The sequence below is a fragment of the Methylorubrum podarium genome (genome assembly GCF_040270385.1).
GTDB lineage: Bacteria > Pseudomonadota > Alphaproteobacteria > Rhizobiales > Beijerinckiaceae > Methylobacterium > Methylobacterium podarium.
In genome coordinates, this window is the sequence record NZ_JBELQE010000085.1 from 211,524 (window position 1) to 237,278 (window position 25,755).

The following is a 25,755-nucleotide window of genomic DNA, read 5'->3' on the forward strand; positions in this document are numbered from 1 at the left end:
TGCGGATGCCGGTTCGGATGACCCAGGAAGCGCAGGACGTGATCGACGGCCGGCGGCAGGTGGTGGTGCGGGTTCATTTCGGCCGGCCGGAGGAGGGCCGCGAGGTCGTCGAGGTCGCGGCGACGGTCCGGGTGCCCGCCATCGAGTCGGAGGCTCAGACCGAGGCCGCCGCGCGGCAGATGGCGCGGCGGGCGCTCGAACAGGCGCTGGCGGCCTTCCCGCTCTGAGGACCGCTTCCGGGACGGCGGGCGGGCCTCCCGTCGGAATCGGGCGACAGGCGACGTGTGGTTTCTCACGCCGCGCAACCATCGGGTCGATTTCGCCTTTTCTCGCGCTTCACTTGCGGTCCGACCTTCGGGCATGCCTTAGATGCAAGCATGAGTGCCGCGGCCCCGAGGGCGGACGGCCTCGCTCGCACACGCCGCCCCTTCTCGTCCTTCAGGCCGCTCCCGAGCCTGCATCTCGCCCGGGTTGATGTCGTCCAACGCCCTTCTCGCCGCCGCCGCGATCCTCCCCTTCGCGGGCTCCGTGCTCGCAGGCGCCCTGCCGAGCCATGCGCGCACCGCCGCCGCATTGCTCGCCGGGCTCGTGACGCTGACGAGCCTCGGCTGCATCCTCGCGCTCACGCCGCAGCTGGCCGGCGGCAGCACCGTCGTCCACGCGGTCGAGTGGCTGCCGAGCCTCGGCGTCAACCTCGTCCTGCGGCTCGACGGGCTCGCCTGGCTGTTCTGCGTGCTGGTGCTCGCCATCGGCGCGCTGGTGGTGCTCTACGCGCGCTACTACATGGCCGCCGCCGACCCGGTGCCGCGGCTGTTCTCCTACTTCCTCGCCTTCGTCGGCGCGATGCTCGGCATCGTTCTCTCCGGCAACCTGATCCAGCTCGTCCTGTTCTGGGAACTGACGAGCATCGTCTCGTTCCTGCTCATCGGCTACTGGTACGACAACGCCGCGGCGCGTGACGGGGCGCGGATGTCGCTGACGATCACCGCCGCGGGCGGCCTCTGCCTCCTGGTCGGCACGATCCTGATCGGACGCATTGTCGGCAGCTACGACCTCGCCACGGTGCTGGCCTCGGGCGACGCGATCCGCAACAGCCCGCTCTACCTGCCGGCCCTGGTGCTGGTGCTCATGGGCGCGCTCACCAAGTCGGCGCAGTTCCCGTTCCACATCTGGCTGCCCCGCGCCATGGCGGCGCCGACGCCGATCAGCGCCTACCTCCACTCGGCCACGATGGTGAAGGCCGGCATCTTCCTGATGATCCGCCTGTGGCCGGTGCTGTCGGGCACCGAGCAATGGTACTGGATCGTCGGCAGCGCCGGCATGGCGACCCTGCTCGTCGGCTCGTGGAGCGCGATCTTCCAGCACGACCTCAAGGGTCTGCTCGCCTACTCGACCATCAGCCATCTCGGGCTGATCACGCTGCTGCTCGGCCTGAACTCGCCGCTCGCCGTGGTTGCGGCGATCTTCCACACGGTGAACCACGCGACCTTCAAGGCGTCGCTGTTCATGGCGGTGGGCATCATCGACCACGAGACGGGGACGCGCGACATGCGCCGCCTCTCCGGCCTGTGGCGGGCGATGCCCTATACCGGCACCCTCGCCATGGTCGCCGCCGCGGCGATGGCCGGCGTGCCGCTGCTCAACGGCTTTCTCTCCAAGGAGATGTTCCTCTCGGAGGCGGTCGACAACATGGGCGACCACCCGATCCACATCGCCCTGCCGGTACTGGCGACGCTCGCCAGCGCCTTCACCATGCTCTACTCGCTGCGCTTCATCCGCCAGACCTTCTTCGGCCCGCCCCCGCACGACCTGCCGGAGACGCCGCACGAGCCGGTCCGCTGGATGCGCATCCCGATCGAGCTCTTGGTCCTGACCTGCATCGCCATCGGTCTCGTCCCGAACCTGACCATCGGCCCGGCGCTGGCGCGGGCCGTGAGCGCGGTGTTCGGCGCGGACGCCCCGACCTACAGCCTGGCGATCTGGCACGGCTTCAACCTGCCGCTGGTGCTCAGCCTGACCGCCCTGTTCGGCGGCGTGCTGCTCTACGTCCTGTTCGGCAAGCGCATCGACACCAATCCCCGCGGCGGTCCCTGGCTGATGGACCGGCTCGACGGCGGCCGACTGTTCGAGCGGGCGATGACCGGGCTGACCAAGGGCGCCCGCGCGCTGGAGTTGTGGTTCGGCGCCGAGCGGCTCCAGCCGCAGCTGCGCATCCTGTTCCTCGCCGCCCTGCTGGCCGCGCTGGCGGCGGGCACCGCCCGCGGGCTCGACCTGTCGGCGCCGGGCCGGCTCACCCCCTTCGATCCCGCCTTCGCGCTGATGTGGGTCGTCGGTGCGGCCTGCGCGGTCGGCGCGGCGGAGCGGGCGAAGTATCATCGCCTCTCGGCCACGATCTTCGTCGGCGGGGCGGGTCTGGTGAGCAGCCTGACCTTTCTCTGGCTCTCGGCGCCGGATCTCGCCGTGACGCAGATCCTCGTCGAGATCGTCACCACCGTGATGCTGCTGCTCGGCCTGCGCTGGCTGCCGAAGCGCGACGCGGCGATCCCCGCTCCCCCCTCGGAGCGGGCGCGGGCGCGCCGCCGCCGCATCGTCGACCTCTGCATCGCCGCCTTCGCCGGGCTCGGTCTCGCCGGGCTCGCCTACGCCGTCATGACCCGCCCGGCGGGCGACGGCATCGCGCGCTGGTTCATCGAGGAGGCCTATCCGCAGGCCGGCGGGCGCAACGTCGTCAACGTGCTGCTGGTGGATTTCCGCGCCTTCGACACGCTGGGCGAGATCTCGGTGCTCGGCATCGTCGGGCTCACGGTGTTCGCCCTGCTGCGCCGCTTCCGCCCGGCGCCGGACAGCCTCGAGCGGCCGAAGCAGCAGCACAGTCACGACGCCTACGACCGCGCCCGCGAGGGCCGCAAGCCCGGCGACACCGCCGCCGACGCGCTTCTCGTGCCGCGGGTGGTGATGACGTGGCTGTTTCCCTTCATCATCCTCCTGTCGCTGCACCTGTTCCTGCGCGGGCACGACCTGCCCGGCGGCGGCTTCGCGGCGGGCATCGCGCTCACCATCGCCTTCATCCTGCAATACATGGCCTGCGGCGCGCAGTGGGTGGAGGAGCGCCTGCGGATCCAGCCGATCGCCTGGATCGGTCTCGGCCTGCTGATCGCGGTCGCGGCGGGCGCGGCCTCGTGGGTGTTCGGGCGGCCCTTCCTCACCGCCTACTTCGCCTATTGGGAGCTTCCTCTGCTCGGAAAGGTGCCGGCGGCGAGCGCCCTGGTGTTCGATCTCGGGATCATGGTGCTGGTGGTGGGCGCGAGCGCCCTGATGCTGGTGGCGCTCGCCCACCAATCCCTGCGCCGCACCCGCAGCAGCGAGGCGGAAACGGAACAGGCCGGCGAGGAGACGGCGTAATGGAGATCGTGCTGTCGGCGGGAATCGGCATCCTGGCCGCCTCCGGCGTGTGGCTGATGCTGCGCCCGCGCACCTTCCAGGTGGCGCTCGGGCTGTCGCTGCTGAGCTACGCCGTCAACCTGTTCATCTTCGCCATGGGCCGGCTCACCGTCGGCGCGCCGCCGGTGCTGGGGAAGGGCGCCGAGGTCGTCTCGGTCGACGATCCGGTGCCGCAGGCGCTGGTGCTCACCGCGCTGGTGATCAGCTTCGCGCTCACCGCCCTGTTCCTCGTCGTCCTGCTCGCCGCCCGCGGCGTCACCGGCAATGACCACGTCGACGGCCGCGAGCCGCATCACGCCGAGCCGACCCCGGAGAACCCGCATCCATGACCGCGCCTCTCCTGAGCGGCCCCGGCGCGGTCCTGTGGTCCGACCATCTCATCGTCCTGCCGATCGTGCTGCCGATCGCGGTCGCCGGGGCGATGTTCCTGATGGACGAGCGACGCCACCGGCTGAAGGCGGCGCTCAGCCTCGGCACGGTGCTGGCGATGCTCGCCACCGCCCTCGTCCTCGTCGCCCGGGTGACCGCGGCGCCGGAGGTCTACCGCCTCGGCGACTGGGCGGCGCCCTACGGCATCGTGCTAGTGGCCGACCGGCTCTCGGCCATGATGCTGACGCTGGCGGGCGTGCTCGGGCTGTCCGCCCTCGTCTTCTCCTTCGCCCGCTGGGGCCGGGCGGGGCCGCGCTTCCACGGCCTGTTCCTGCTGCTGCTGATGGGGGTGAACGGCGCCTTCCTCACCGGCGACGTGTTCAACCTGTTCGTGTTCTTCGAGGTGATGCTGGCCGCCTCCTACGGGCTCGTCCTGCACGGCTCGGGCGAGAGCCGCATCCGCGCGGGGCTCGGCTACATCGCGGTCAACCTCGTCGCCTCGCTGTTCTTCCTCGTCGGCGTCAGCCTGATCTACGGCACCATGGGCACGCTCAACATGGCCGACCTCGCCCGGCGGCTCGCCAGCCCGCCGGCGGAAGCCGGCCTGTTCGAGGTCGGCTGCTCCGTGCTCGGCATCGCCTTCCTGATCAAGTGCAGCGCCTGGCCCCTCGGCTTCTGGCTGCCGACCACCTACGCCGCCGCGACCGCCCCGGCGGCGGCAATCCTGGCGATCCTCAGCAAGGTCGGCGTCTACGTCGTGATCCGCCTGAGCCTGCTCCTGTTCGGGGCCGGCAGCTCGGAGGGCTTCGGCCAGGGCTGGATCCTCGCCACCGGGCTCGCGACGATCGCCTTCGGCACGGTCGGCATCCTCGCCGCGCGCGACCTGACGCGGGCGGCGGGCTACGCGGTGATGATCTCCTCGGGCACCGTGCTGGCCGCCCTCGGCACCGGCAGCGCCGGAGCGCTCTCGGGGGCGCTCTACTACCTCGTCGGCTCGACCTTCGCCGCCGCCGCCCTGTTCCTGCTGGCCGAGATCCTCCAGCGCGGCCGCGACCCGGCGGACGCGGCCCAGCCCGTCTTCGCCGACGAGTACCGCGATCCCTTCGACGATGCCGGCGCCACCGAGATCGGCCGGGCGATCCCCGCCACGGTGGCGATCCTCGGCGGCGGCTTCCTCGTCTGCACGCTGATGCTCGCCGGCATTCCGCCGCTCGCGGGCTTCGTCGGCAAGCTGGCGATGTTCTCGGGCCTCGCCTCCGGCACGATGACCGCGCCGGCCTGGTGGCTCATCGCCGTGCTCACCCTGTCGAGCCTCGGCACCCTGATTCCCCTGGTCCGGCTCGGCATCTTCAGCCTCTGGGTGCCCCACGACGACCCGCAGCCGGTGCTGCGCACGCCGGAACTCGCGAGCCTCGGCGTCCTGCTCGCGGCCTGCCTCGCGCTCGCCCTGTGGGGCGGGCCGGCGCTCGCCTATACCGAGGCCACCGTGCGCTGGCTGTCGCAGCCGCAGGACTACGTCCGCGCCGTGCTCGACGCGGGCGTGGGCAAAGGGGCGAGCAAGGGCGCGCCGCAGAGCAAAGCAGGAGCGGGGTCATGAGCGCGCTCCTGCCCCACCCCTTCCTCTCGGCCGGCCTCACCCTGATGTGGCTCGTGCTGAACGCGCCGCCGAGCCCCGGCAACATCGTGCTGGCGCTCCTCATTGGGTTGACCGTCCCGGCCGTGATGCGGGCGCTGCGCCCGACGCCGGTCCGGGTGCGCCGCCCCGGTCTCGCCGTCCGGCTGCTGTTCACCGTCCTCACCGACATGCTGCGCTCGAACATCGACGTGGCGAAGATCATCCTCGGCCTGCACCGCGGCGAGCGGCGCACCGGCTTCGTCTCGATCCCCCTCGACATGACGTCGTCCTTCGGCCTCTCGGTGCTGTCGATCATCCTGACCGCGACGCCCGGCACCCTGTGGGTCCAGTACGATTCCCATAGCGGGCGCCTGCTCATGCACCTCCTCGACGCCGCCGACGGCGAGGACTGGGTCCGCCGCGTGAAGGACCGCTACGAGCGCCCCCTGATAGAGATCTTCGCGTGAGCGCCGCCACCGTCCTCGACTGGGGCCTCGGCCTCGCCCAAGGCATGCTGGTGCTGGCGATGGCGCTGGCCGCGTGGCGGATGCTGCGCGGCCCCCGCGCCCAGGACCGCATCCTCGGCCTCGACACGCTCTACCTCAACGGCATGCTGGCGATCGTCGTCCACGGCATGCGCACCGGCAGCGGGCTCTATTTCGAGGCGGCGCTGATCCTCGGCATGATCGGCTTCACCGCCACCGTGGCGCTCGCCAAGTTCCTGATGCAGGGCGAGGTGATCCGGTGAACGGACCCGACCTGCCCGCCTGGGCGGCCTGGATCGTCGTGGGGCTGGCGCTCGCCGGCGCCGGCTTTTCCCTCACCGGGGCGCTGGGGCTGATCCGCCTGAAGACCTTCTACGAGCGCGTCCACGCCCCGACGCTCGGGGCCACGCTCGGCGCGTTCCTGATCCTGACCGGCTCGATGCTGCTGCTGTCGCTGGTCGAGGGCCACATCGTCCTGCGCGACGTGCTGATCGGCCTGTTCATCACCCTCACCACGCCGGTGACGATGCTGCTGCTCGCCCGCGCCGCCGCGCACCGCGACCGCACTGAGAAGAACCCGAAGGCGCCGCCCGAGCCGTGATGTCTTCGGTTCGCGCCTGACGATCCGGTCCGGGGATCGCGAGGCCCGGCGTCGCGTGCCGATTTGGAGCCTGCCGCGTCGTGGAGCGGGGCGTGTCCGGTCTCGGAAGCGGGCATTAGCGCCGGCTTCGTTCGAGCGATACACTGGTCCAGTCTCAGCAGCACATTGCCCCTTGAGCCATTATACTGTCTTTACGTCGCAAAATTTCGCTTTCATTAATCGGTGTGCATTAGGCTTCCAACGTTCCCTGAAAAGACTGCTAGTCTCCGTGCGGCACGATTGCAGAGGCTGACCATGTTGAAGATCAACAACCTCAAGATCATCATCAAGCTGGCTATTCCAGCACTGATTTTGGCCCTTGCCGCCGGCAGCGTCGTATTCGTCGCGCGCGTCAATCTCACGACGCTTGAGGAGAACACGCGGCACATCATCGACGTGGATTCGACACGCGCCATCGTCGCGCTGCAACTGGAAGCCGCCGTCGATGAGGCGGTCATTCAGGAGAAGAACATCATCATCGAGACCGATGCGGCCGTCATGGCGGAGCATCTCGCGCTGTTCAAGGCGAGCAAGGAGCGCGCTCTCGCGGCCATCGATCGACTCATCGCCCTGGCCGACACCGAGACGCGCCGGACGACGAACATGGGCATCAAAGCGAGCCTGCTCGACTTCTTCACAGTGGCGGAGCGTTCCGTCGCCCTTGGGCTGAAGAACGAAACCGACGCGGCGACGAAGGTGTCCAACCTCGAAGTCCGTCCCGCGCGGACGAAGATCGCCGCTGTGATGAACAAGCGGGTCGAGGCCAACCTCGACGACCTCAAGGCTGCGAAGGCCAGGGCGACGGAGACGGCCGAAGGTGCGCGGCGGATTCTCACGCTCGGCGCGGCGATCGGATTGGTGATCGCGTTCGGCCTGCTCGCCGCGATCGTCATCCTGGGCATCACCCGTCCGCTCGGCAATCTCGTCGCCGTCCTGCAGCGCATGGCTGAGGGCGAGATCGACTCGGAAATCAGAGAGGCCGCGCGGGGTGACGAGATCGGTGCGGTCGGTCGCGCCGTGGAGGGCATCAAGGCCATGGTGGCCCGCAAGGCTGCCGAGGAGGCCGAGGTCAAGCGCCGCGCGGATGCCGCCGCCGCGGCCGAGCGGCGGCGCACGATGATCGAGCTGGCGGACGGCTTCGAGCGCGCCGTCGGCGGCATCGTCGGCACGGTGTCGTCCTCGGCCACCGAGCTGCAGGCCACGGCTCAGCAGATGACGGCGAGCGCCACCGAGACGGCCTCGCAATCCACCACCGTTGCGGCGGCGGCCGAGGAAGCCGCCTCCAACGTCAACACGGTCGCGGCGGCCGCCGAGGAACTCGGCACCTCCGTTGAGGAGATCGGCCGCCAAGTGCACGGTTCGGCGGGCCTCGCACAGGCCGCGGTCGGTGAGGCCGACCAGACCACGCATCTCGTCCAGGCCCTGAAGACGACCTCGGCCCGGATCGGCGACATGGTTGGTCTCATCTCGAACATCGCCTCGCAGACCAATCTCCTGGCGCTGAACGCCACGATCGAGGCGGCGCGCGCCGGCGACGCCGGCCGGGGTTTCGCGGTCGTGGCCACCGAGGTGAAGGAATTGGCCGGCCAGACGGCCCGGGCCACGGAGGAGATCAGCGGGCAGATCGGCGAGATCCAGGGCGTGACGGACCAGGCCGTCTCCGCGATCGGGGCGATCTCGAGCCGGATCCGGGAGATCAACAGCGTGGCGGCCAGCATCGCCGCCGCGGTGGAGCAGCAGGGAGCGGCCACGCAGGAAATCGTGCGCAACGTGTCGCAAGCCTCGGTCGGCACCGCCGAAGTGACGCGCAACATCACCGGCGTCGCGCAGGCCTCGGAGGAAACGGGGGCCGCGGCGAACCACCTGCTCTCGTCGGCTTCGCAACTGTCGCAACAGTCCGAACACCTGTCGGCGGAGGTACAACGCTTCCTCGCCACCGTGCGCGCCGCCTAGAGCCCGCGCTCCGAAACGGCGGACAGGGACGGGTGTCCGACCTGTCCGCACCAAGCTCGGACACATTGCATTTCGTCATCGATCGAAGTGCTTCGGTCTGTCCGCAGACCGGACGCGGCTTCGCCGCGGCGCGCTCTAACCCCGTAGACGCGCCACCGCCGCCTTCCGCACCCGGCTCGCGTAGAACGAGAGAAAGCCGCGCTGGGCGTGGTCGCCGGGGGTGCGCAGGACGAGGCCGGGATCGACCAGCATCCGCCGGCCGGTGGCGGCGGCGACGCGGCGGTTGAAGGTGAGGTGCTCGCAGCGGGCGTAGGCCTCGTCGCGATAGGAGCCGAGGCGGTAATCGGCGCCGCGGTAGAGCGTCAGCCCGTTGAAGGCCGAGCGGCAGGTCGTCTCGCGCTCGCGGGTCAGGGCGCTCTGGGCCGGGTAGATCGTGCCGGAGAAGAAGCGGTAGTAGCCGAGCGCCCCGCGGCGGTGGCGGGCGATGTCGTCGAGGAGATATTCGTAGCTCACCGCCTCGTCCTCGTAGGCGAGCAGGTCGTAATAGTGCGGCTGCGACGCCGCCGAGACCGCGAACAGGTCCGGCCGCTCCAGCTTGGCCAGCGCCGCCAGGACGGCCCCCGCCTCGGGCGGGCGGGCCATGACGTTGTCGATGTCGGCGACGCAGACGAAGGCCGGCGGCGGCCCCTGCGCGTCGAGGACCTGCTTGAGGTGCTCGCGCCCGAGCGCCATCCGGGCCAGCCGGCCGCGGGTTTCGGCCATGAAGCCGGTGGGGACGTGGCGCAGTTCGCCCCGTGCCTGCGCCGCCGCGAGCAGGGCCCCGGTGCCGTCGCGGGAATCGTTCTCGCCGACGAAGGCGCGGCAATCGAGGCCCTCCGCCCGCAGCGAGGCCAGGAAGCACAGGAAGGCCGGCAGCGTGGCGGCGCAGTTGCGCGCCAGCGCCAGGACCGCGATGTCGGGGCGCTCGTCGTCGACCGGGTGATTCATCGCGCAGCTTCCTTCGGGGTGGTGAGCGGGGGCCGGGACTCGGCGGTCCGCCCCGCGATCCGGCAGGCGCAGGCCGGTTGGGCCGCGACCTCGCGCTGCGGATCGAGCGGAAGCGTCCGGTTGAGGGACCAGAGCGTGCCGGGGCAGTTCTTGGCGTCCCACCACGGGTTGGCCCGGCCGGTGCGGGCGCGCCAATCGACGCTGTTCCCGCTCACCGTCACCGTGTGGCAGGGCTCCGCGTACTGGTTCCAGACCGAGATGCCGACATTGGTGAAGGGTTGCGGCCGGGCGATCACCACGTTGCCGGCGATCGTCATGTGATGGCCGCTCGCCACCGCGATCCCGTACTGGCCCGGATCGATCAGCAGGTTGTCGCGGGCCTCCAGATAGGCGCCGCCGCCGTCGCCGAGCATGATCCCGCCGCCGGATTGGCTCGGCCCGCCGCCGACGAGGCGGTTGCGGCTGACCAGGATCGGCTCACCCGGCTCGCCGCGCGACTGGAACAGGCTGATCGCGTCCTCGGGCACGCCGCGGCCGGGATCGTTCTCGCCGATGTTGCAACTGATGCCGTTGCCGGCCCCCGTCACCTTGTCGAACTGCACGAACTGCCCGGCGGGAATCGGCCCGCGCACGTTGCGCACGCTGTTGCAGCGGACCTCGACGCCGGTGGAGGACAGGGCGCGGATGCCCGAGAGGACGTTCTCGATCCGGTTCTCCTCGATTCGAACGCCCTCGCTTCCCTCGACATAGATGCCGACATCCCCGGTCTCGCGGATCGTGAGGTTGCGGATCGTCACGTTGCGCGAGCGTTCCACCCGCACGCCCTCGCCGCCGCAGGGTCCGAGGTCGAGGTTCTCGATGATGCGGTCGGAGGCGTCGCGCAGGACGAGGCAGGGACCGGACGGATCGCTCACGGCGCGGCGAGCCTGATCCGGGCCTGCCCCTTCCGCACGGGCCGGGGCGGCGGGCCACGGGACGAGGAGCGCGAGGCCGGCCAGCGCGCCGAGCGACGCGCCCCGCAGGCGTCCGGGCCGGAGCGGCGGGTCCGGCGGGATGGGAGCGGCCTGCGCCCGGAAGATCATCGCGGCGCCGATGCCGATGCCGATCAGCGTCCAGAACGGCACCGCCAGCATCGGCCCTTCGAGGGCGACGTCGAAGCTCGCATCGATGATGATCGAGGCGACGTAGCAGGCGATGAACAGGAAGAATCCCTCCCATTTCCGCTCGCCGGCGCGGCGCGCCCGCCAGAAGGCGGCGATCATCGCCGCCAGCCAGACCACGCAGGTCAGGACCCACAGGGCGAGGCCCGGCACGCCGCCGCGGGCGAGATAGGTCATGTGGATGCTGTGCGGGCTGCGCAGGGTCGGCCCGCCATTCTCCAGCCCGACCACGTAGCCGTCGGTCTCGGCGAGGTTCGGCCCGAAGCCCTTGCCGGTCCAGAAATACGGGCCGTGCACCGTGTAGCCGACGATGCTGTTCCACCAGCGCAGCCGCCACTGCTTGGTGTCGTCGAGGTTGCCGCCGCTGCTCGGGGCGACGATGCTGACGATGTTGTTGACCACCGCCGCGGCGCTGACGGGCCGGTCGCTGTTGGGCAGTTCGACCTCGAGGTCGAGGGCGGCCGCGGCCCCGAGGAGGCCGGCGCCGAGGATGAGCGCCGCCGCGAGCCGCTTCCACTGGCCGACCGCCACGAGGGCGAGGCAGACCGGCACCGCGATCGCCAGCATCGAGCCGCGGTTCTGCGCGGCGGCGAGCATCGCGCCGAGGCCGACGAAGGCGAACCAGCCCGGCCCGACCCGGACGAGGCCGACCAGGGCGAGGACGACGGCGCCGGTCAGGTGGGTCGCGAGTTCGCCCGCCCGCGCCGCGAAGAAGGGTACGTCGCCGAGGATGAAGGCGATGATCGCGAGCGGGATCGCGTAGCGCGCCAGCCAACCGAACATCCGCATGAGCGCGCCGAGCCGCCGCGGATCGTCGAGGAGGAGGGCGATCAGGACGAAGGCGTAGCCGCCGTAGAGCGCCACCGCGCCGTCGCGCAGGGCATCGACCCGGTATTCCCGCAGGCCGGCGAGCGTCCGCAGCAGCACCCAGCCCATCAGCGCGGCGACGCAAAGCGCGGGCGCGGTGGCGAGCCCGGCCCGGAGGTTGAGGCCCGTCCGCGCCCGGAACACCGCGAGCAGCCCGAGCAGGAACAGCAGCTCGCCGGCATAGAGCGGCGGCAGCCCGAGATAGGCGAAGCTCTTGCCGAAGATCATGTAGCCGGCAAACGCGAACCCGAGCGCGGCCAGGAACAGTTCGGCGAGGCGGCTCTCCCGCGGCAGGGCGTGGGCGGTCGTCGTCGTTGCCATCGTCATCCGCCCATCGACCGTCGCTCGCCGGCCTGATCGGGCGGAAGTCTTGCGGGCGCGGCGGGTCCTGACAATCGAGGCGGCCAGCGCATCGGGAGCGGGCCGGCCCGTACTTCCGACGTACCCCGAACGATCGAGGAATCGGGCCAGCCCCTCCCGATGTCCGCGTGGTGCCCGCGACCGCCTCGTCTAGGGTCGCCGGGCCATCCTTCCGGCCGCCTTCCCGTCACCCGGACACAGCATGCCCGCCCTTCCGCGCGACCTCCCTGCCCTGGCCGGCGCCTGCCGCGCCGCCGTCGGGAGGGGCGCTGCCGGACCGGCCCTCTCGGTGGCCGATCAGGCGCTGGTGAGCGCGTGCAACTTCGCCACCACCATCGTTCTGGCGCACGCGCTCGGTCTGGAAGCGTTCGGCCTGTTCTCGACGGCCTGGATCGCCGTGCTGCTCACCGTCAGCCTGCAGCTCGGCCTCGTCGTCTGCCCGATGATCAGCATCGGCCCGGGACTGGGGGACGAGGCGCGGCCGGCCTATTACGCCATCGTCCTCGTCCACGAGGCCGCCTTCCTGGCGCTCGCCGGCAGCGCCGTCGCGATCGGGCTCGCCCTGGCCTTCGGCGACCGGGCGCTCGCGCTCGCGGCGGGCGCCGCCTGCGCCGCCCATCTCGCCCAGGATTTTACGCGACGCTACCTGTTCGCCCGCGGCCGGCCGCCCGTCGTGCTGGGGATCGACGCGCTCAACCAGGGGGTCAAACTCGCGGGCCTGATCCTGCTCGGCCGGATGGAGATGCTGACGCCGGCCGTGGCCCTCGAGGTCGTCGCCGCCTCGGCCGTCCTGTCCTGCCTCGGCGCGATCCCGTTCCGGGGACGGCTGGCGTGGCGGGCCGGCGCATTCCGCGCGGCGACCCGCCGGCAATTTCATTCCGGCCGCTGGCTGGTGCTGACCGGGCTGATGCAGTGGCTCAGCGGCTATGCCGGCCTGCTCGTCGCCGGAGCGCTGCTCGGCGTGACGCTGATCGGCGTGCTGCGGGCGGCGCAGAGCATCCTCGGCGTCCTCAACCTGATCCGCGACGCCCTGGAGAACATCGTCCCGCCCATCGCCGGCCGGGCCCTGGCCGCGCGCGGCCTCGACGGGTTGCGGCCGGTCATCGGCGTCACCGCCGCCATCGGCTTCGCCGGGGGCCTGAGCTTCACGGCGCTGCTGGCGCTGACCGGACAGAGCCTGCTCGCGACGGCCTTCGGCCCCGACATGGCGGCCTATGCCTGGGTGGTGGCGTGGTACTCGCTGCTGTTTCCGGTCTCGCTCGTGTCCTTCGCGCAGATCTGCGCGTTCCGCGCACTGGAGCGGACCGGCGCGGTCTTCGCCGCCACGGCGGCGGCGGCGGCGCTGAACCTCGCCCTCGTCTACCCGGCGGTGCGCTGGTTCGGCATCGAGGGCCTGCTCGCCGTGGCGATCACCGCGGAAATGCTGGTCTGCCTCGTCCTCGCCGCGCTGCTGCGGCGCGCGCTGAGAGCCCCGTCAACGCCGCTCGGCCGGCTCCAGCCGGCTTGACGATCGGGATTCCAAAGGGGTCACCCCTTTGGCGGGGCGCCGGGGCAGCGCCCCGGCTTCCCTTCACCAGGGCTCTGCCCTGGACCCGCGAAAGGACTCGTCCTTTCGAAACCTGAACTCAGGCGCGCAGCACAGGGTCACAGGCGAAGCCTGCCCCCGGCGATCTCCGCGTACAGGGTCGCGTCGATCCGGCGGTAGGCGCCGTCGCGGTCGATGTAGAGCGGGTCGTCGGTCCGATCCGGGTCGAAGCCGTCCTCGGCCAGAGCGCCCTTCTTCTGCTTGAAGGTCTCGGTATGGCCGAGCTCCGGGCTCAGGCGCAGGAACAGCGGCCGGGCATAGGCAGGAAGGCGGGTCGCCATCTCGGCGTGAAGATGCGCGAGATCGAAACCGGGTCCGACCGCGAGCGCCGCCATGCCGGCGCGGCCCTCCGCCCCCGGCACGGCCACGCCGTAGACGTTGGCCTCGCGCACGCCCGCGACCCGGTGAAGCGCCTCGGCGACCTCGGTGGTGGCGACGTTCTCGCCCTTCCAGCGGAAGGTGTCGCCGATCCGGTCGACGAAGAAGAAGAAGCCCTGCGCGTCGCGGCGCATCAGGTCGCCGGTGCGCATCCAGGCGTCGCCCGGTTCGAGCACGTCGCGCAGCACCTTGCGCGCGCTCTCCTCGGCGCTGGTATAGCCCTCGAAGGTGTATTCGGCCTTGTCCGAGAGCCGGCCGAGCAGCTCGCCCGCCTCGCCGAACTCGGCCGGGATGCAGCGTCCCCGCGCGTCGCGGGCGGGCAGGCCGGTGGCCGCGTCGTGGCGCACGATCAGGGCCGGGGAGCGCCGGGCCATGAAGGAGGGCACGCGCCCCACCGCGCCGACCTTGCCTTCGACGTTGTAGAGCGAGAGCGTGCCCTCGGTCGCGGCGTAGAATTCGAGGATGCGGGGGATCGCGAAGCGGTCCTGGAACGCCTCCCAGACCTCGGGGCGCATCCCGTTGCCGGTGCAGAGCCGCAGGCGGTGCCTCCGCTCGGCCGGGTCGGGTTCGGCGAGGGTCAGGTAGCGGCACAACTCGCCGATATACTGGAACAGGGTCGCGCCGGTCCCGGTCACGTCCGCCCAGAACCGGCTGGCGGAGAATTTTTCGCGGATGACGACCGACCCGCCGCCGAGGAGCACCGAGCCCGGCGCCACCACGCCGCCGACGCTGTGGTAGAGCGGCAGGCAATCGTACATCCGGTCGTCCGGCGTCGGGTCGATCAGGCCGGCGAACCAGTGGGTCCACATCATCACCCGGTGGTGGCTCACCCGCGCAGCCTTGGGCAGGCCGGTGGTGCCGGAGGTGTAGATCAGCAGCGCCGGGTCGCGCAGCGTGACGGGCGGCGCCTCGCCGGGCCCGAGCGGTCCTTCGCGAAAGCCCGCCGAGGCCGCGGCGAGCGAGTCCTGCGCGTCCGGTCCCTGCCACACGATGTGCGGCCGCTCGCTGAGATGGGGCAGGGCGCCGTCGAGCGCCTCGGCGAGGTCGGCCGCGGCGATGACGAGGCGCGGTGCGGCGACCGTGATGCAGTGGGCGAGGCCGGCCCCGCGCAGGTTGGTGTTGAGCAGCGCCACGCAGACGCCGACACGGGTCAGCCCGAGCCAGACCGCGAGATAGTCCGGGCAGTTCCGCATCAGCAGGGCGACGGTGTCGCCCTTGGTGAGGCCCCGCGCCAGCGCCCAGCGGGCGTAGCGGTTGCGGCGGGCGGCGAGTTCCGAATGGCTCAGGATCTCGCCATCGCCGATCAGGGCCGGCGCGTGGGGGCGCTCGACGGCGATGGCGTCCAGCACATGGGGGAAGATGCGCTCCGGGCTCGCATCGATCCGCGCCGTCCGGGCGAGCGCCCCGAGCCAGCCGGCGGTGGAGGAGGCACGCGGCGGGGCCGAACGGTCCGGCTCCGGGCTCCCGGCGAGCGGGTCGGAGGCGGGCATCGCTGGGAAGGACTGGTCCACGGCCGACATCCTCACGCGGCGTGCGCGGCGCTGGCCGCGACCAGAGCGAGCCAGTTGCGGAACAGCCCGGCGGCCCCCTCCTGCCAGCCGGCGGGCCGGGGCGGGGTCTCGGCCATGGTCGGGAAGTCGGCGTGCAGGGCGGGCACGCGGTAGGCGCGCGCCACCGCGGCGAAGGCGTCGAGCCGCCGGGCCGATTCGTCGGTGTAGTAGTTCTCGGGCATCGCTGGGCAGGCGTCGCGCTCGCCGTCGAGGAAGCGGCCGATATCCCGGCGGTACTCGCGGGCCAGCGTGTCGCCGTCATATTCCGGGTGGCCCTGGAGGAAGACCATCGGGGCGCCGCCGCGCCCGTCGCGGACGAACAGGTCGGCCCCGACCGCGTCCGAGCGGCGCAGGATCCGGTAGCCGCGGGCCGTCAGCGCCGCCTCGGGCAGGTCGTTCCAGCGCGAATGCGGCACCGGCACGCTCGTCGGCAGACCCGCCAGCAGCGGGTGGTCGGCGACCACCGTGCAGACATAGACGCCGGAACGCTTGGCCGGCAGCGGCCGGCGCTCGATCCGATCGAGGTGCAGCACGGCCGCGTGGGCGGCCAGGCACGAGAACAGGGTCGGGACCCCGCCCGCGTCCGCCCAATCCACCACCGCCGCGAGCGCCGGGAAGAAGGGTTCGTCGGACAGGTGCCTGGCCTTCGGCTCGGCGCCGGTGACGACGAGGGCGTCGAGCCCGGCCCCGGCCAGCGCCGCTTGCGTCGCGTAGAAGCGGTCGAGATGGGCGCGGGCCAGCGGACCGCGCCGCACCGTATCGAGGCTGAAGAGCTGTAGGTCGATGCCGGGGCCGATCAGCCGGCGGAACTGCCGCTCCGTCTGCACCAGCGCCGAATCGGGCATGTTGTTGAGGAGGCCGATGCGCAGGCCGGGCGCGGGGCGGGCCGGCTCGGACCAGGAAACGCCGTGCTGGCCGAGATCCAGGTCCGCCGCGGGCGAGATCGAGGGGCCGTAATCCAGCATGGCGTGTCTCCTCCGGGAATCGTTGCGGAAGGGTCAGGCCGCGAGCGCGGCGGGAGCGGCCGCCGCGAGCGCCTGGTCGAGGTCTTCGAGGATGTCGTCGATGTGCTCGATGCCGACGCTGAGCCGGATCGTCTCCGGCAGCACGCCCGCGACCCGCTGCTCGTCGCGGGTCATCTGCCGGTGCGTGGTCGAGGCCGGGTGGCAGGCGAGCGACTTGGCGTCGCCGATGTTGACGAGGCGCTTCACCAGCCTGAGCGCGTCGTAGAACGCCTTGCCGCCCTCGAACCCGCCTGCGACGCCGAAGGTCAGGAGTGAGGAGCCCTCGCCGCGCAGATACTTGCGGGCCATCGGATGGTTCGGGCTGTCGGGGAAGCCGGCATAGTTCACCCAGGCGATCTGCGGGTGCGCCCGCAGGTGCTCGGCGACCTTGCGCGCGTTCTCGACATGGCGCTCGACCCGCAGGGCCACCGTCTCGATGCCCTGGAGAAGCAGGAAGGCGGACATCGCCGGCAGCACCGCGCCGGTGGTGCGCTGGTAGACGCTGCGCGCCCGCGCGGCGAAGGCGCCGGGGCCGAAATGGTCGGCGTAGACGAGGCCGTGATAGGAGACGTCCGGCCGCGTGAACATCGGGAAGCGGTCGGCCTGCGCCATCCAGTCGAAGCGCCCGGAATCGACGATGATGCCGCCGAGCGTGGTGCCGTGGCCGCCCATGAACTTGGTGAGCGAGGCGATGACGATGTCGGCGCCGTAATCGATCGGCCGCATCAGGATCGGGGTCGGCACGGTGTTGTCGACGACCAGCGGCACGCCGTGGGCGTGGGCCACCGCCGCCAGCGCCTCGATATCGCAGATGTTGCCGGCGGGATTGCCGATCGATTCGCAGTAGACGGCGCGCGTATCGCCATCGATCAGCGCGGCGATGTCCTCGGCCCGGTCGCTCGCGGCAAACCGGCAAGAGATGCCCTGGCGCGGCAGGACGTGGGCGAGCAGCGTGTGGGTCGTGCCGTAGAGTTGCGGCACGGAGACGATGTTGCCGCCATGGTCTGCGAGGGTGGCGATGGCGTAGTGCAGGGCCGCCTGCCCCGAGGCGACGGCGAGCGCCGAATGGCCGCCTTCCAGCTCCGCTACGCGCCGCTCCAGCACCGCGACGGTCGGGTTGGCGATCCGGCTGTAGCGGAAGCCTTCCTCCTCGAGGTTGAAGAGGGCGGCGCCGTGGTCGGCGCTGTCGAAGGCGTAGGCCACGCTCTGGTAGATCGGCACGGCGACCGCGTGCGTCGTCGGGTCGTGCTCGAAGCCGGCATGAAGGGCGATCGTTTCGCTGCGCATGTCTTGAAGCCGTCCCGAAACCGTAGGGTCGACGCCTTGAGCGCAAGGCCGGGACCAGTCCTCCCCGTGCCGGAACGGGATGGCCGCATGCGAGGATGGGTGCGCGCCGATCCCCGACACGTCGTGGTTGACGCCCCGGAACGTCAGGGGATTGGCGGTTCGAGGACAGGTCGGGCCGCCGCGGCCGGATGGTTCCGGCAGAATCGCCGCCGCCCGCGCCGTGTCTCGAAATGGACCAAGCGTGCCAAATCGAGCCTAGACTTCATACGATGCCAGGTGACGGCGACTTCGACAGTCGTCGCGCGTCCCCGCGTTAGTCATAACGGCAGGATCGACTTGCGATCTGTTCTCCGCCATGCCTTGTGATAGGCCGGGTGCTTCCGGAATGGTCTTGGAGGCCTGCTCCTTCGAACGAGGATGATGTGTCGACCACAGCGATGATTCCGTCCGTGACTTCGGGCGCGCTGCGCTCCGCGCCGATCGAGCCGAGCTGGATCCACGAGGGTCGGCCGGTGGCCCGCAACACCATGCTCTCGCGCAGCGACGACGGCATGGCCTGGACCCTCGTCTGGGACTGCACCGCCGGCCGCTTCGAGTGGCACTACGACATCGACGAGACGATCCATTTCATCGAGGGCTCGGCCACGATCAGCGACGGCGTCTCGCCGCCGAAGACCTTCAAGGCCGGCGACGTGCTGTTCATCCCCCGCGGCGCGGTCTGCCACTGGCATGTCGAGAGCTACGTGCGGAAGGTCGCCTTCTGCCGCAAGACGCAGCCGAAGGTCGTGGCGCTCGCCCTGCGCGCCGCCGGCAAGGCCAAGCGGATGCTGAACCGCCGCGCCGCCTCGGGCGGCCAGCTCGAAGCCGCTTGAGGCAGGCTCCTTCCAGAGGATCGGACGCGATGACGACGCCGGACCACGACACCTGGACCTTCTTCGAGGACGCGTGGCACCCCGGCAATGTCCGGATCATGGGGCCGCGCACCCACGGCGCGTGGCTCGGCTCGACGGTGTTCGACGGCGCCCGCGCCTTCGAGGGGGTCACCCCCGACCTCGACCTGCACCTCGCCCGGGTCAACCGCTCGGCCACCGCGCTGGGCCTCACGCCGAAGGTCGCGGTCGCGGAATGGGCCCGCCTCGTCGCCGAGGGGCTGACGCGTTTCGCGCCCGACGCCGAACTCTACATCCGGCCGATGTACTGGGCCGAGAGCGGGTTCGCCGGCGGCGTGCGCTTCGATCCCGCCTCCACCAACTGGTGCCTGTCGCTCTACACGGCGCCGATGCCGCTGCCGACGGGCATCAAGGCGACGCTCTCGCCCTTCCGCCGCCCGTCGATCGAGGTGGCGCCGGTCGACGCCAAGGCGGGCTGCCTCTACCCCAACGGGGCGCGGGCGCTGACCGAGGCGCTGTCGCGCGGCTTCGGCAACTGCCTGATGCTCGACGGCCTCGGCAACGTCGCGGAATTCGCCAACGCCAACGCCTTCTTCGCGAAGGACGGCGCGGTCTACACCCCGGTCCCGAACGGCACGTTCCTGGCCGGCATCACCCGCGCCCGCGTCCTCGCGCTGCTGCGCGGGGCCGGGCTTACCGTGGTCGAGAAGACGCTGCGCTACGAGGATTTCCTGGGTGCCGACGAGGTCTTCACCGCCGGCAACTTCGCCAAGGTCGCCCCGGTCACCGGGCTCGACGACGTGCGCTTCGAGCCGGGTCCGGTGTTTCGCCTCGCGCGCCAGCTCTACTGGGATTTCGCGCACGGTCGGCTGTCCTAGCGCTCCCGATCCGACGCCGGAACGCGCCGGCAGGCGAGCCCCTCACCCGCGAGACCTGTCCTCGCCCGGCGACGGCGTCTCGTCCCGCGGCGGGTGCCCGAACATGGCCTTGTAGGCCCGGCTGAAGGCCGCCTCGGACTCGTAGCCGACCCGCAGCGCGATCGCGCCGACGCGGGCGTCACGGGCGGCGAGCATGTCCCGGGCGAGGTTGAGCCGCCACTCGTTCTGGTAGCGCAGGGGCGAGCGGCCGACGAGGGCGGCGAAGCGTTCGCAGAAGCTCGACCGCGACATGCCGGCCGCCTCGGCCAGAGCATCGATGCTCCAGCGCTGCAGCGGCCGCTCGTGCACGACCTTCAGCGCACGGGCGATGCGCGGGTCGGACAGCGCGCCCAGCCATCCGGTGGTGTGCCCGCGCTTCACCCAGGTCCGCAGGGTACGGATGACGATCACGTCGATGATCCGTGAGATCATCAGGGCGGCGCCGGGCTCGTCGTCGGTCACCTCGACCATCAGGAAGGGCACGATACCCTCCAGCCATCCCGCTCCCTCCGCGCGCCGGATGTGGATGCGCTCGGGCAGGGCCGCGATCATGCCGCGCAGGCTGTGCGGATCGAACCAGAACCGGCAGACGATCGCCGAGGCCGGCGCCTGCGACGCGACCAGCCGCGCCCCTCCCGGCCCGCGGGGCAGAAGCACGAGGTCGCCGGTGTCGATCACGGCCGCCTCCGCGCTCGCCTCCTCGACTTGAAGCGCGCCCTCGGCGACCACCAGCACGTGGGCCGCCCCGGCCTCCAGATCGAGGCTCTCCGACCGCGCCACGTCCCAGGAGCGGACATGGTCCCCGGTCAGCCGGATCTGCGCCAGCACGTGCGACAGGAGATCGCCGGAGGCGCCGCCGCGCGGCCCGCCATCCGGAAGATCGGTCAAGTTTTCCAGCGATCCGGTCATGGGCGTCGTCGGCTCCCGGCTGTACACAGGCCTCATCGAGCGGCGCCTATCCCTCTGGGAAGACGCGGCTTTCACGCAAGCCGTCCATCCGGCTGGCGGAGCTGTCCCGTGACCGCCCGCTCTTCCGATCCTCCGCCCTCGCCACCCATGAAGGGAACCTCGATGACGAGCGTCCAGCAACCTGACCGCGCGGCTTCGCGCCGCCTGAGTTCCTACTACTTCCTCCGCGCCGCCGTCTCCGCCGGCTGGGTCGCCGCCGCGCTGACGGTCGGAAAGACGATGCCGCCGGCCGCGGCGGTGCTCCTCGTCGCCTATCCCGCCTGGGACGCCGTCGCCAACCTCCTCGACGCGCGGCGCAGCGGCGGCCTGACAGCCAATCCCCCCCAGGCGCTCAACGCGGCGGCGAGCAGCGTCGTCGCCCTCGCGGTCGCCCTCGCGCTCGGCTGGAGCCTGAACGCGGTGCTGGCGGTGTTCGGCGTCTGGGCGGTGCTCTCGGGCCTGCTGCAGCTCGCCACCGGCATCCGCCGCTGGAGCGCGGGCGCCCAGTGGGCGATGGTGCTGAGCGGGGCTCAGTCGGCTCTGGCCGGCGGCTTCTTCGTCAAGCTCGCCGCCGGTGCCGCAATCCCCGGCATCGCCGACGTCGCGCCGTACGCCGCGTTCGGCGCCTTCTACTTCCTGATCTCGGCGGTGTGGCTGAGGGTGGCGCTGTTCCGCAAAACCTCGGCCGAACGTCTCGCGTGACCCGCGTGATCGCGCGCCCGTGAGGCCGGGGCGGTCGAAATCTGCCCTTCCTGTCGTCCGACGCCACGCTTGGTCGGTACCGGCCGGCCAGGGGGCGTGCTCGAACGCACGCGACGCCGGCCCGGGCCGCTCGACAGACCGGGACTTCCGTGGCGAGGTACGGCACCCGATCCGGAACGGCCGGCGCGGGAGGAGGCTGGTCGGCGGGTGCGCGCCAAGACCCGCGAGCGCCCGTCGGTCGTGTTCGCCCCGCGCCCCGTTCCGACGCCGAAATCCGGTCAGGCAGGCGCGCGACGTTATCGATTCCGTGATGAGGACATCAGGCATGTTGAACCGGCGAACCCTGACCCGCTCCCTCGCGGTCGCCACAGCGGCGGCACTGCTGCCCGGCTCGGCCAGAGCCCAGGAGGTGCCCCGCGCCCGCAACGTCGTGCTCGTGCACGGGCTCTTCGCCGACGGGTCGTGCTGGACGGAAGTGATTCCCCGGCTTCAGGCGGCGGGCCTCAACGTCACCTCGGTGCAGAACCCGCTGACCACCTTCGACGAGGCGGTGGCCTCCGCGCAGCGCGTGCTGGCGCGACAGGAGGGGCCGACGGTCCTCGTCGGGCATTCCTTCTCCGGAATGATCGTCACCGAGGCCGGCGCCGATCCGAAGGTCACGGCCCTCGTCTACGTCGCGGCGCGGGCGCCCGATGCCGGCGAGGATTACGCGGCGCTGGCCAAGTCCTACCCGACGCCGCCGGCCTCGGCCGGCATCGTATTCGACGGCGACGAGGGACGCCTCTCGGAGGCCGCCTTCCTGAGGGACTTCGCGGGCGACCTGCCGCCGGAACGGGCGAAGGTGCTGTTTGCCGTCCAGCAGCCGTTTCGCAAGGCGCTGCTCACCGCGCGGACCACGCAGGCGGCGTGGCATTCGAAGCCGAGTTTCTACGCGGTGTCGGCGGAGGATCGGACGATCAACCCTGACCTCCAGCGCTTCATGGCCAGTCGGATGAAGGCGCGGACGATCGAGCTGGCGGCGAGCCACCTGGCGCTGATCTCGCAGCCGCAGGCGATCTCGGACCTCATCCTCGAAGCGGCCGGACAGCCGCAGCGCCGCCCGTGACGCCGCGCATCACGGGTCGATTACACGCCTGCGGGTTCGCCCGAGGCGCCCCGGCGGAGGGGGAAGGTCTCTTATCTCATACGGCGTTCGGCTGATTGGTTCGGTCCAGACCCCACCGCCGTCAGTCCGGGGCGCTGACAAGCGAACCCGGACCCGAAGGGGCGCGCCGGAGGCGTGCAATCCACGACGGGCCTGGACGCCATGTTCCAGCCGCGCATCACAGGTGGATCCCGGGTTCCGCTGCGCGGCCCCGGGATGACGGGAAGCGGCACCGAAGCGGTCAAACGAAAACGGTATCATACGGTTCCTAGCTGATCGCCTCAGGCCCTGCCCACTCCCGTCATCGCGAGGCGGAGCCGAAGCGATCCAGGGCGCGACCTCTCCGGAAAGGTTGCGGACTGGATTGCCACGGCTTCGCCTCGCAAGGACGGGGGAGAAACCGACGCCATCTAGCGGACGCCGTATCACCCGCCCGCCAGCGCCTTCTCGCGGATCGCCGTGAGGCTGGTGCCCGGCGCGATCGCGTCGACCGACATCTTCACGTGGATGATCGCCGGGCGCCGCGCCGCCAGGGCCTCCTCCAGAGCCGCCGGAAAATCCTCCGTCCGCTCCACGGTGAAGCCGACGCCGCCGAAGGCGCGGGCATAGGCGGCGAAGTCCGGGTTCACGAGGTCCGTGGCGCAGACGCGGCCGGGGAAGTCGCGCTCCTGATGCATGCGGATCGTGCCGTAGCTCGCGTTGTCGGCGACGATGCAGACGACGTTCAGGCCGTATTGCACGGCGGTCGCGAATTCCTGGCCGTTCATCAGGAAGTCGCCGTCGCCGTTGATCGAGATCACCGTGCGGTCGGGAAAGACCCGCTTCATCGCCACCGCCGCCGGCACGCCGTAGCCCATCGAGCCCGAGGTCGGCGCCATGTGCGTGGCGAGCCGGCGGAAGCGGTAGAAGCGGTGGATCCAGGCGGCGTAGTTGCCGGCGCCGTTGCACAGGATCGCGTCCTCCGGCAGCGCCTCGCGCAGGTGGACCATCACCTGCCCGAGATTGACCGGGCCCGGCTGCGGCGTCGGGGTCTCGGACCATTCCAGATACGCGGCATGGGCCGCGCGCGTCGCCTCCGCCCAGGGGACGGAGGCCGGCGCGTCGAGCCGGGCGAGCGCCGCCGCCATCCGGGAGGGCGCGGCGGTGATGCCGAGATGCGGCGCGTAGACCCGGCCGATCTCCTCCGCGCCGGGGTGGATGTGCACGAGCCGGGTCCGGGGCGCGGGGATGTCGAGGAGCGCGTAGGTCTGGCTCGCGACCTCGCCGAGGCGGCCGCCGAGCACGATCATCAGGTCGACGGCCTTGGCCCGCGCCACCAGCTTCGGGTTGGCGGCGAGCCCCAGATCGCCCGCGTAGTTCGGGTGGAGCGGATCGAACAGCGGCAGCCGGCGATAGCTGGTCGCGACCGGCAGGTCGAACCGTTCCGCGAAGCGGCGGATGTCGTCGTAGGCCGACTCGCTCCAGCGGCTGCCGCCGAGCAGGAGGAAGGGATTTTCGGCCTCCGCCAGCAGGGCGGCGAGGCGCTCCAGATCCTCCGCGCCCGGCGCCGCCTCGACGGGCGCGAAGGGCGGGGCGAGGGGGCCCTCGGAGGCGTCCTTCAGCATGTCCTTCGGCAGCGCCATCACCACTGGGCCCGGCCGGCCGCCGGTGGCGGTGTGGAAGGCGCGCGAGACGTATTCCGGCACCCGCGCGCCGGTCTCGATCTCGGTCGCCCATTTCGCGATCGGCCCGAAGGCGGCGCGGTAATCGACCTCCTGCCACGCCTCGCGGTCGCGCAAGCCCCGCTCGATCTGGCCGACGAACAGGATCATCGGCGTCGAATCCTGCTGGGCGATGTGGATGCCAGCGGAGGCGTTGGTGGCGCCGGGCCCGCGGGTGACGAAGCAGATGCCGGGCCGGCCCGTCGCCTTGCCGTGGGCCTCCGCCATCATCGCCGCGCCGCCCTCCTGGCGGCAGACGGTGAGCGCGATGCCCGATTCGTAGAGCGCGTCGAGCACCGGCAGGTAGCTCTCGCCGGGCACCGCGAAGACGTGGGTGACGCCGTTGGCCGCGAGCTGGTCCACCAGCGCCTGGGCGGCGTTCCGCCCGCTGCGGCGGGCGGGGAGGGCGGGCTCGGCGCTTCGGGACATCGCTCGGATCTCGCTTGACGGCAGGACGCGTCCCGGTTCGGGACCGGTCCTCGGCACATCCTGCGGTTCGTACCGGAACTGAACAGTTTACGGCCCGTCCGACCGGGCCCTGGACTTGCACAGACACGCCGCGAGGACAGGCAACGACATAGCGATGAACCGATAACGTCCGGTTTCGACCGGACCGGAACGGACCGGTTTCACCAAGCCCCATTCGAGACCGTCGGACGGACTGCGAACCATGATCGCGCACCGGAGATCCCAGGCATCCCGCTCACCCGCCGGTCGACGGGTCGCGTCCGCCCGCGTCGCGGGACGGAGCGCGTGATGGCCGCCGCCGCCCTGCTCCCCGCGCCGTCCGCCGACGGCACGCTGCTCAGGCAGGCGATGCGCCGCCTCGTCGGCGGGGTCGTCGTGGTCACCGCCGGGATCGGCGAGGACCGGGTCGGGCTCACCGCGACCTCGGCCGTCTCCCTCTCCGTCGATCCGCCGACCATGCTGGTCTGCGTCAACCGCGCCTCCTCGACCTGGCCGGTCATCGCCCGGCGGCGGCATTTCTGCGTCAGCATCCTCGGCGCCGGGCAGCAGGCGATCGCCGAGCGCTTCGCCGGCATCGGCGGCCTGCGCGGCGCCGCCCGCTACCTCGGCGCGGATTGGACGATCATGGAATCGGGCGCCTCCGGCCTGACCGAGGCGCAGGCCATCGTCGATTGCACGCTGGACGAGGTGATCGAGCGGCACAGCCACGCCATCCTCCTCGGCGCGGTGCGCGAAGTGCGGCTGAGCGAGAGCGAGCGGCCCGCCCTGACCTATGGCGGAGGGCGCTTCATCGCGCTCGCACCGGCCTGAGGGACGGGCCGGCGGCCGTTTCGACAGTGTCCGGAAAGAATACAATTAACCAATGACATACTTAACACCAAGAAACGCTTTTTCCGCATTCCCGATAAGAGTATTGATAAAACAAGAATTGTATTTCATTCGCAACGATCACTGATCAATCCAGTCGACGACAGCCGAGGGGAACGGAAAACCATGTCACAAGCGGTCACAGCCAGCGTCGCGGATCGCACCATGGGCCTCGCCTGCGCGATCGCCGCCCGCCACGCGATCAAGCCGGAATTCGGCCGGGCGGATGCCCTCGTCGATGTCGGGCTCTCCTCGCTCGATCTCGTCAACCTGATGGTCGCGGTCGAGGCGGAGTTCGACATCATGATCCCGCCGGCGAGCCTCACGCCGAAGAACTTCTACTCGATCGAGACCATCGCGCGGATGGTCGAGAGCGTGCGCGGCCCGAGCGCCTGACCGGTCCGAGCCCCCCAAATCCGCCGCGAGCCCTCCACGAAC

Annotated in this window: 22 protein-coding genes; 15 read left to right on the forward strand and 7 right to left on the reverse strand. The window is 71.2% G+C overall.

All coding sequences use genetic code 11. The annotated features are described in order from the left end of the window. Positions 1-5 precede the first annotated feature (5 nt). The 8 genes from ABS772_RS16865 (at position 6) to ABS772_RS16900 (ending at position 8,503) form a co-directional block, all read left to right on the forward strand. Positions 6-227: a hypothetical protein gene (locus ABS772_RS16865; RefSeq protein ID WP_350395960.1), complete on the forward strand. Its 222-nt coding sequence runs from the start codon at positions 6-8 to the stop codon at positions 225-227. 247 nt (positions 228-474) lie between these two features. Beyond that, the gene (locus ABS772_RS16870; protein WP_350395961.1) at positions 475-3,402 is read left to right on the forward strand and encodes a monovalent cation/H+ antiporter subunit A; all 2,928 of its coding nucleotides are present in this window, start codon (positions 475-477) and stop codon (positions 3,400-3,402) included. Continuing rightward, entirely contained in the window at positions 3,402-3,770 is a 369-nt protein-coding gene (locus ABS772_RS16875) for a Na+/H+ antiporter subunit C (RefSeq protein ID WP_096487404.1), read from the forward strand. The genes ABS772_RS16870 and ABS772_RS16875 overlap by 1 nt, the downstream gene beginning before the upstream one ends. Beyond that, positions 3,767-5,407 (forward strand): monovalent cation/H+ antiporter subunit D, encoded by a 1,641-nt coding sequence (locus ABS772_RS16880; RefSeq protein ID WP_350395962.1) that lies wholly within the window; start codon positions 3,767-3,769, stop codon positions 5,405-5,407. Before ABS772_RS16875 ends, ABS772_RS16880 begins: the two co-directional genes overlap by 4 nt. Further along, on the forward strand, positions 5,404-5,892 hold the full coding sequence (locus ABS772_RS16885) for a Na+/H+ antiporter subunit E (protein WP_350395963.1): 489 nt from the start codon (positions 5,404-5,406) through the stop codon (positions 5,890-5,892). The genes ABS772_RS16880 and ABS772_RS16885 overlap by 4 nt, the downstream gene beginning before the upstream one ends. Further along, on the forward strand, positions 5,889-6,173 hold the full coding sequence (locus tag ABS772_RS16890; RefSeq protein ID WP_238257158.1) for a K+/H+ antiporter subunit F: 285 nt from the start codon (positions 5,889-5,891) through the stop codon (positions 6,171-6,173). Before ABS772_RS16885 ends, ABS772_RS16890 begins: the two co-directional genes overlap by 4 nt. Next, the gene (mnhG, locus tag ABS772_RS16895; RefSeq protein WP_238257159.1) at positions 6,170-6,511 is read left to right on the forward strand and encodes a monovalent cation/H(+) antiporter subunit G; all 342 of its coding nucleotides are present in this window, start codon (positions 6,170-6,172) and stop codon (positions 6,509-6,511) included. Before ABS772_RS16890 ends, mnhG begins: the two co-directional genes overlap by 4 nt. A 294-nt stretch (positions 6,512-6,805) precedes the next feature. Continuing rightward, positions 6,806-8,503 carry a methyl-accepting chemotaxis protein gene (locus ABS772_RS16900; RefSeq protein WP_350395964.1) on the forward strand — a complete coding sequence of 566 codons (1,698 nt, stop codon included), beginning with the start codon at positions 6,806-6,808 and terminating at the stop codon, positions 8,501-8,503. A gap of 135 nt (positions 8,504-8,638) precedes the next feature. Here ABS772_RS16900 and ABS772_RS16905 read toward each other — a convergent pair whose 3' ends face one another. Continuing rightward, entirely contained in the window at positions 8,639-9,490 is an 852-nt protein-coding gene (locus ABS772_RS16905) for a glycosyltransferase family 2 protein (RefSeq protein WP_350395965.1), read from the reverse strand. After that, the gene (locus tag ABS772_RS16910) at positions 9,487-11,838 is read right to left on the reverse strand and encodes a right-handed parallel beta-helix repeat-containing protein (RefSeq protein WP_350395966.1); all 2,352 of its coding nucleotides are present in this window, start codon (positions 11,836-11,838) and stop codon (positions 9,487-9,489) included. The genes ABS772_RS16905 and ABS772_RS16910 overlap by 4 nt, the downstream gene beginning before the upstream one ends. Before the next feature lie 241 nt (positions 11,839-12,079). On the opposite strand from ABS772_RS16910, the gene ABS772_RS16915 reads away from it, so the two are divergent. Further along, complete coding sequence (locus ABS772_RS16915; protein ID WP_350395967.1) at positions 12,080-13,384, forward strand: lipopolysaccharide biosynthesis protein; 1,305 nt, start codon at positions 12,080-12,082, stop codon at positions 13,382-13,384. A gap of 137 nt (positions 13,385-13,521) precedes the next feature. On the opposite strand, the gene ABS772_RS16920 is transcribed toward ABS772_RS16915, so the two are convergent. Genes ABS772_RS16920 through ABS772_RS16930 form a run of 3 tightly spaced genes read right to left on the reverse strand, consistent with a single transcriptional unit; the run spans position 13,522 to position 17,681 of the window. Beyond that, positions 13,522-15,330 (reverse strand): long-chain-acyl-CoA synthetase, encoded by a 1,809-nt coding sequence (locus ABS772_RS16920; RefSeq protein WP_407942998.1) that lies wholly within the window; start codon positions 15,328-15,330, stop codon positions 13,522-13,524. A 32-nt stretch (positions 15,331-15,362) separates the two neighbouring features. Next, on the reverse strand, positions 15,363-16,355 hold the full coding sequence (metA, locus tag ABS772_RS16925) for a homoserine O-succinyltransferase MetA (protein ID WP_350395969.1): 993 nt from the start codon (positions 16,353-16,355) through the stop codon (positions 15,363-15,365). Between the two features lie 33 nt (positions 16,356-16,388). Next, positions 16,389-17,681 carry an O-acetylhomoserine aminocarboxypropyltransferase/cysteine synthase family protein gene (locus ABS772_RS16930; RefSeq protein ID WP_350395970.1) on the reverse strand — a complete coding sequence of 431 codons (1,293 nt, stop codon included), beginning with the start codon at positions 17,679-17,681 and terminating at the stop codon, positions 16,389-16,391. A gap of 437 nt (positions 17,682-18,118) precedes the next feature. Between ABS772_RS16930 and ABS772_RS16935 the strand changes: the two genes are divergently transcribed. Both ABS772_RS16935 and ABS772_RS16940 read left to right on the forward strand, forming a co-directional pair. After that, complete coding sequence (locus tag ABS772_RS16935) at positions 18,119-18,553, forward strand: cupin domain-containing protein (protein WP_350395971.1); 435 nt, start codon at positions 18,119-18,121, stop codon at positions 18,551-18,553. A 29-nt stretch (positions 18,554-18,582) separates the two neighbouring features. Then, positions 18,583-19,449 (forward strand): branched-chain amino acid aminotransferase, encoded by an 867-nt coding sequence (locus ABS772_RS16940; protein ID WP_350395972.1) that lies wholly within the window; start codon positions 18,583-18,585, stop codon positions 19,447-19,449. 42 nt (positions 19,450-19,491) lie between these two features. On the opposite strand, the gene ABS772_RS16945 is transcribed toward ABS772_RS16940, so the two are convergent. After that, a complete protein-coding gene (locus ABS772_RS16945) occupies positions 19,492-20,397 on the reverse strand; it encodes an AraC family transcriptional regulator (protein ID WP_350395973.1) in 906 nt (301 codons plus the stop codon). Between the two features lie 162 nt (positions 20,398-20,559). Here ABS772_RS16945 and ABS772_RS16950 point away from each other — a divergent pair, with 162 nt between their 5' ends. Both ABS772_RS16950 and ABS772_RS16955 read left to right on the forward strand, forming a co-directional pair. Beyond that, on the forward strand, positions 20,560-21,138 hold the full coding sequence (locus ABS772_RS16950; protein WP_350395974.1) for a DUF308 domain-containing protein: 579 nt from the start codon (positions 20,560-20,562) through the stop codon (positions 21,136-21,138). Positions 21,139-21,463: 325 nt separating this feature from the next. Continuing rightward, a complete protein-coding gene (locus ABS772_RS16955; protein WP_350395975.1) occupies positions 21,464-22,243 on the forward strand; it encodes an alpha/beta fold hydrolase in 780 nt (259 codons plus the stop codon). Between the two features lie 464 nt (positions 22,244-22,707). On the opposite strand, the gene ABS772_RS16960 is transcribed toward ABS772_RS16955, so the two are convergent. Further along, a complete protein-coding gene (locus ABS772_RS16960) occupies positions 22,708-24,411 on the reverse strand; it encodes a thiamine pyrophosphate-binding protein (RefSeq protein WP_350395976.1) in 1,704 nt (567 codons plus the stop codon). A 327-nt stretch (positions 24,412-24,738) separates the two neighbouring features. Between ABS772_RS16960 and ABS772_RS16965 the strand changes: the two genes are divergently transcribed. Then, positions 24,739-25,260 (forward strand): flavin reductase family protein, encoded by a 522-nt coding sequence (locus ABS772_RS16965; protein ID WP_238255745.1) that lies wholly within the window; start codon positions 24,739-24,741, stop codon positions 25,258-25,260. A 183-nt stretch (positions 25,261-25,443) separates the two neighbouring features. Then, positions 25,444-25,713 carry a phosphopantetheine-binding protein gene (locus ABS772_RS16970; protein WP_238255744.1) on the forward strand — a complete coding sequence of 90 codons (270 nt, stop codon included), beginning with the start codon at positions 25,444-25,446 and terminating at the stop codon, positions 25,711-25,713. Positions 25,714-25,755 lie beyond the last annotated feature (42 nt).